Here is a 5,462-nt window from a genome sequence, read left to right on the forward strand (position 1 = left end):
GAGTAATACCATTTTAAACAAAACAAAATCAAAGCGTATAACCAAACAATCAATCTTAAAATCATGAAAAAAAGTTTACTTATTCTCTTTTCACTTATACTCACGGCAAGCGTTACTTTTGCCCAAAGCACAATAACGGGTGTTATTAAGGGTGCCAATGGCGTTCCGGTACCAAATGCAACTGTGCTCATCAGAGGTACAAAAATAACTACATCTGCTAATGATAAAGGAGAATTCAGCATCAGTACAAAGCAAGAGCCTCCATTCTATCTTCAAATTAGTTCAGTAGGCTACAAAGCCCAGGATTTTCAAATCCTGAAATTTCAGGATACTCCTTTAGAGTTAACCCTGGTTGAAAATGCACAGCTTGACGAAATCGTTGTGACTTCAAGAAGACGTTCGGAAGTTTTACAAGATGTGCCTATCGCAATTACTGTTATTGGTGGTCAGGCTGCCGAAAACGCAGGAGCTTTTAACGTTAACCGTTTAAAAGAGCTGGTGCCTTCTGTACAGCTATACGCCTCAAATGCAAGAAACACTACACTTAATATCAGAGGATTAGGGTCAACATTTGGTTTAACCAACGACGGTATTGATCCTGGGGTAGGTTTTTACGTAGACGGAGTTTATCAGGCACGTCCCGCTGCTACATCTACAGATTTTCTTGATATTGAGCAGATAGAAATCCTTCGTGGCCCTCAAGGTACCTTGTTTGGTAAAAATACAACCGCAGGTGCCTTCAACATCACCACTACAAAACCAACACTGGTTCCAACTGCAAAAGTTGAATTGAATGTTGGAAATTACAACTTTATACAAGCTAAAACATCGGTTTCTGGAGCAGTAGCAAAAAATCTGGCCGCAAAGTTGGCCATTTCAGGCACGCAAAGAGATGGTACAATTTTTAATACCAGCGAAGAACGCAGATACAGTGGTCAAAATAACCTTGGGTTTAAAGGCCAGTTATACTATACCCCGTCAGATAAATTACAAATTTTGTTAAGCAGTGATGTAAGCATTCAGCATCCGGCAGGTTACCCATTGGTCATTGCTGGTGTAACTGCTACAGAAAGAAGTGCTTACCGTCAGTATGCCAAAATTGTTTCTGATTTAGGATATGAGCAACCTAAAATAGATCCTTTTTCAAGAAAGATCAATACCAATACACCATGGAAACAGGATCAGTCAATTGGCGGTATCTCTTTAAACGTGGATTATAAAATAGGAAATGGAACACTTACATCTACTACTGCCTGGAGATTCTGGAACTGGGATCCTACAAACGACAGAGATTTCTCTGAATTGTCGGCATTGACTAAATCGCAAGGAAACTCTCGCCATGATCAATACTCGCAAGAGGTTAGATATGCTGGAAATATCACAGAGAAAGTAAGTGGTGTGATAGGTGTATTTGCACTTGCTCAGAATTTGAAAGGTTTATCGCAGACTGAAGAGGTGGGTAAAGATCAATGGAGATTTGTACAAACATCTGCAACTGGTGCTCAGGCAGGATATACAACACCTGGTCTGTTAGATGGCTTCGGTATCAAAACCAATTCAACTATCAAATCTTTAAGTGCTGCTATTTTTGCGCAGGCCGATTGGGAGTTTGTAGAACACTTGCACGTTTTACCTGGTTTAAGGTTTACTTACGACAAGAAAGATGTTGATTACGACAGAACAACTTATGGAGGTCTTCAAACTACCGATCCTGCTTTGCTTGCGCTTAAAGCTGCTGTTTATGCCAATCAAAAATTCAATATCAACACAGATAACAATAACTTGTCTGGTAACATCACCTTGTCATACCGCCCTACAACTAAGTTGAACGTTTATGGAACTTATTCTACCGCTTATAAACCAGTTGGTGTGAACGTAGGAGGTTTACCAACTACCAGTACTGGTGAAGCAGACTTGTCTCTTGCTGTTGTAAAACCGGAATATGTTCAGCATTATGAATTCGGTTTAAAAACAAAACCTCTTAAAGGTGCTATTGTAAATGTAACAGCTTTTAATACAGATATTAAAGATTACCAAACTAACGTCCAATCTCCACAACTAGGTGTAAACAGAGGTTATCTTGCAAACGCAGAAAAAGTGAATGTAAAAGGTTTGGAAGTTGATGGAAGTTATCAGTTAGAAAGGTTCTTGTCTATAAATGCTGCTGTTGCTTACCTTGATGGTAAATATAAAAAATTCACCAATGCACCACTTCCTTTAGAAGAAACAGGACATACAGAACTTGTTAATGGTACTGCAACTCAAGTAGCCTTTAAAGATGCTTCAGGTGGAAGATTGCCAGGTATATCTAAGTGGAATGCTTCTGGTGGTGCTGAATTTAGCGCTCCTGGTAAAGTAGGCACCAGAGATGGTAGGTTCTTTATCGCTGGTGATCTTAGTTATCGTTCGGAATATTCTTCGAATCCAACACCTTCAAAAGTCTTAAATGTTGATGGTTATACATTAGTGAACGGAAGACTTGGATTCAAATCAGATAAAATCTCCATTTTTGGCTGGGTTAGAAATATTGGAAATACCAATTACTTCGAACAGTTACAGGCTGCAGCTGGCAACTCTGGCCTATATGCAGGTGTACTTGGTGACCCTAGAACTTATGGAGCTACAGTGCGCTACGCGTTCTAAGATTGTTATTTAATACGCAAAGAAAAAAGGGCAGTCCATATTGAATAGCCCTTTTTTCTTTGCGTAAAGTACTTTTTGTCCATTTGAATTTTTGGTATTTTTTGATCGTTCCGCGCCATTTGCCAAGGCTGTAATGCCACTGTTGGCATGGCCTTTGTAATAGGACTGTTACATCAAAATATCATATTATGAAAAAGACAATGAGAATTCTCAGTTTACTTTTAATCGCTACGACGGTTATGATCGCCTGTAAGAAAGACACAGATCCGGCAGACAAAGACTTCTTTGTTGGAACCTATAGAGGATCTATCTCTTACCAAAAAGATGACAACACAATAACCAGTTCAGAAGGAAAGGTTACAGTGAGTAAAGTCGGAGATACTTACAATTTTTTCTTTGGCAATAATATTCCTGATATAAAGGGAGTGAAGTTTGAAAAATCTGGCGATAACAACTATGTCAGTGTTGGAAGTGGAGTAACTGGTATTTCAATTAATGCCAGTACCTTAAAAGTGTTAGTTTCTAATAATGGAGCTACCTGGACAGCTGATTGCACCAGGTAATAAACGCAAATAAATTAAGCTTATCATAAGGCTCGCTATAGTGGCGGGCCTTTTTTATATGYCGATCTCTACTATTTCTTAAGCGGCATTTCCTTAGAAATACTCGCTGCATCATCTAAATGCCTTTTCAAAACAGGTAGATATTTTAAGCAGAATGTTTGTATATCGGGATCCTTGTTTTGGCTTCCTTGCGTAAACAAATCAATGGCTTTCTGATGATCTTTGATCATCATTTGCATATAGCCAGAATCAAAATTCGCTTCAACAGAATCTGCAACTATAGTTTTGTTTTTAGACGTATCCGCTTGTTTTACAGATGGACTACTCAGGGCAGTATCTACCCTGGTTTGCATGCTGTTAATTGGGATGCTCATCGAATCTGGTAGTTTTATATTTTTTCTTTTTGCCAGAGCCTTTATCTCGGCATTAATAACCATGTGGTCGTTCAAAATGACTTGAGCATAATCTTTAATTTTCGAGTCTTGTGCTCTTTTTAATCCCAGATTTCCCATAGAAACTTCATTAATACCACTGATGGATGCTTGTTGTAAGAATTGATCGGCGGTAATGGAATCGTTTTGCTGAGCTGACGCAGAACTGGGCGCAATAAAAATTGCATAACATGTAGTTATTAATATTGCTAGTTTAATCGGATTCTTCATAGCTGTTGGATAAATGTAGATGTATATTTAACAACAACCCATTTTCTGAAAAGTTTAGGAAAGTGTCTGTTTACTAGTTGATTAAAGTAAAGGCTATCTCTTCAGATAGCCTTTAAAAACCAAATATAAATTAAACGAGTATTGTTCGTGCTTCGCAGCATGGAACTTTAAAAAGCAGGTTGCAATGAGTAAACAACCCGCTTTTTACCGTACTGAGCATACGGTTCAACCTTAAGTAAAAACATGAATAATCTTAACGATTAATGCTGTTGATAAACAAATATAAAAAAAAGTATACTAATTTAGTAGTATTTATTTGCGACTTTATTTTTATTCTTCTATGTTTACATTGTTGGATAGGTAATAGTAGCTATTCAACGCCAGAAAACTAATAAATATTAATAATTAACTTAAAAACATTATGAGCAAGTTCGCAAAATTAAAAGAGGTTGTAGCCTCGGTAGAGACAGACGTAGAAAAATTTTATAACGCTGGAAACAGTGCTGCCGGCACCAGAGTGCGTAAAGCTTTACAAGAGATTAAAGGGCTTGCCCAGGAGATCAGAACAGAGATTACTGAAAAGAAAAATCAAGGGAAATAGATTGTTGCAATCTTAAATTATACAATTTACATCCCAATCCAATTGATCAGGATAGTGGAAAACACTTTCCTGATCAATTGGTCTTTAAAACAAAAGATTTAGGTCTTTTAAACAAAACACACCGGCCAATATCCATCTAATTTTGTTGTTATAAATAACAAATAAGATGGAACAAAAAGAAACAAACAAGTACAATCGTTCTTTACAACAACCCATTGGTTCAGGGTTTAATGCCACATCAACAAGCAATGATGTAATTAAAGGAGTCGACCTCACTGGAAAAATCGCTATTGTAACAGGTGGCTATGCTGGTATTGGTTTAGAAACAGTTAAGTTATTAAGTAGAGCAGGGGCCAAAGTAATCGTCCCCGCCCGCGATGTAGCTAAAGCCAAAAAAAATCTTGATGGAGTAAAAAACATTGCCGTTGAACATCTGGATCTGATGAATCCCGAATCCATTGATGCCTTTGCCAGGAATTTTCTCGAAACCAATAGCCCGCTGCATCTTTTAATTAACAATGCAGGCATTATGTGGGTGCCGCTTCAGCGCGATTTACGCGGTTATGAGTCGCAGCTTGCCACCAACCATTTAGGACATTTTCAGCTTACCGCTAAACTTTGGCCGGCATTAAAACAGGCAAATGGCGCCAGAGTGGTCAATGTGTCTTCATTCGGACATCAAATGGCACCATTTGATTTTGAAGACCCCAACTTTGAACATCGTCAATACGAAACTTTGCAGGGGTATGGTCAATCTAAAACGGCAAATAACCTGTTTACTGTAGAGCTGGATCATAGGGGTAGATACTTTGGCGTACGTGCCTTCTCATTGCATCCTGGCTCTGTAAACGGTACAGATCTCGGAAGGGTAGCCCCAATGGCTTTGTTTCAGCAGATGGGAACCCATGACGAGAATGGCGAAATCTATCCAGAGGTAGCTAAAAAGCTCAARACAATACCGCAGGGTGCCGCAACTACATTGTGGTGTGCAAC

5 protein-coding genes are annotated in these 5,462 nt (G+C 38.6%); 4 read left to right on the forward strand and 1 reads right to left on the reverse strand.

Going from position 1 to position 5,462, the window contains the following annotated elements; genetic code table 11:
* The first annotated feature begins 63 nt into the window (after window positions 1–63).
* Together AC1DG9_RS22595 and AC1DG9_RS22600 are read left to right on the forward strand one after the other, a co-directional pair.
* The gene (locus AC1DG9_RS22595) at window positions 64–2,643 is read left to right on the forward strand and encodes a TonB-dependent receptor (protein ID WP_172660132.1); all 2,580 of its coding nucleotides are present in this window, start codon (window positions 64–66) and stop codon (window positions 2,641–2,643) included.
* A 188-nt stretch (window positions 2,644–2,831) separates the two neighbouring features.
* Window positions 2,832–3,206, forward strand: coding sequence for a hypothetical protein (locus tag AC1DG9_RS22600; RefSeq protein ID WP_172660133.1), 375 nt, complete (start codon window positions 2,832–2,834; stop codon window positions 3,204–3,206).
* 71 nt (window positions 3,207–3,277) lie between these two features.
* Here AC1DG9_RS22600 and AC1DG9_RS22605 read toward each other — a convergent pair whose 3' ends face one another.
* Window positions 3,278–3,868, reverse strand: coding sequence for a DUF4142 domain-containing protein (locus AC1DG9_RS22605; protein ID WP_288879187.1), 591 nt, complete (start codon window positions 3,866–3,868; stop codon window positions 3,278–3,280).
* Between the two features lie 421 nt (window positions 3,869–4,289).
* Between AC1DG9_RS22605 and AC1DG9_RS22610 the strand changes: the two genes are divergently transcribed.
* Together AC1DG9_RS22610 and AC1DG9_RS22615 are read left to right on the forward strand one after the other, a co-directional pair.
* Window positions 4,290–4,469, forward strand: a complete 180-nt coding sequence (locus AC1DG9_RS22610) for a histone H1 (protein WP_068893411.1) — start codon at window positions 4,290–4,292, stop codon at window positions 4,467–4,469.
* A 166-nt stretch (window positions 4,470–4,635) separates the two neighbouring features.
* The coding region (locus tag AC1DG9_RS22615; protein WP_477635281.1) for an SDR family NAD(P)-dependent oxidoreductase at window positions 4,636–5,462 on the forward strand (827 nt) is incomplete at its 3' end.

Source organism: Pedobacter sp. 05L430, from assembly GCF_056397585.1.

Bases quoted from the DNA above. Each gene is read 5' to 3' on its own strand.
- AC1DG9_RS22595 (WP_172660132.1), top strand. From the start codon at position 64: ATGAAAAAAAGTTTACTTATTCTCTTTTCACTTATACTCACGGCAAGC.
- AC1DG9_RS22600 (WP_172660133.1), top strand. From the start codon at position 2,832: ATGAAAAAGACAATGAGAATTCTCAGTTTACTTTTAATCGCTACGACG.
- AC1DG9_RS22605 (WP_288879187.1), bottom strand. From the start codon at position 3,868: ATGAAGAATCCGATTAAACTAGCAATATTAATAACTACATGTTATGCA.
- AC1DG9_RS22610 (WP_068893411.1), top strand. From the start codon at position 4,290: ATGAGCAAGTTCGCAAAATTAAAAGAGGTTGTAGCCTCGGTAGAGACA.